We start from the raw sequence: 757 nt of genomic DNA on the forward strand, positions 1-757 counted from the left end.
CCATCGACATTGGTATTACCAGCTTGACCGTCTGCACCAACAAAGACTTGATCGTTGCCATCATTGCCAAACACTGAAGAGTTACTGCCTACAAATACCGTATCATCACCGTTACCCGCCATAACTGTGGTGTTAGGATTCGTAGATTCTACTGTATCTGCGCCGTTACCAGCGAAGAGAATTTGGTTGGAGTTGACGGTGACATCATCGCTATTGGTTGAACCAAATGTGATGTCTGGCGCTGGCTGGGTTAAGCCAGGTAATAACTGAGTTCCGTCAATCTGCACACCTTGAAGTTGGTTAGGATCTAAGCCTAGAGACTGTAGTGTAGTCGGGGCAATTTGGGTGGTAGAAATGGTTTGAGTGTTGGTCGTCCCTTGGAGACTGCTGGCTAATCCAGTACTACCAGCAATCAAGGCTACATGAGTGTCAGCATCAGTAAATCCACCATGCTCTGCACGTTTCTTGGTAGCGTTACCAAAAAAGTAGCTATTATTGAGTTCGACAACAATATCAGGAGTGCGATCGCTGGTTGCTGGATCTCCCAATCCGGCATTGATAATCCCTTGACCATACAGTACCGTTCCCTGAGCAGCAGCATCCTCTGTAGAAAAGGCCATCCCGGTATTTGGATCGATCGCACTATCAAATGAGTAATTCTTATCATTCAGTAGTGCTACAGCTTTTTGAACATCGGATGGATTCTTCAAGAAGAGCAAGGATGAAGTATCGCCACCTCTCTCAGCATCAAGCTGAA

General features: G+C 46.2%; 1 pseudogene. It reads right to left on the reverse strand.

The features are described 5' to 3' along the window. Nucleotides 1-757 (reverse strand): annotated as a pseudogene (locus tag V7K55_RS27575) (calcium-binding protein); the annotation flags it as partial.

The organism is Nostoc sp. (assembly GCF_036919895.1).
Classification (GTDB): domain Bacteria; phylum Cyanobacteriota; class Cyanobacteriia; order Cyanobacteriales; family Nostocaceae; genus Nostoc.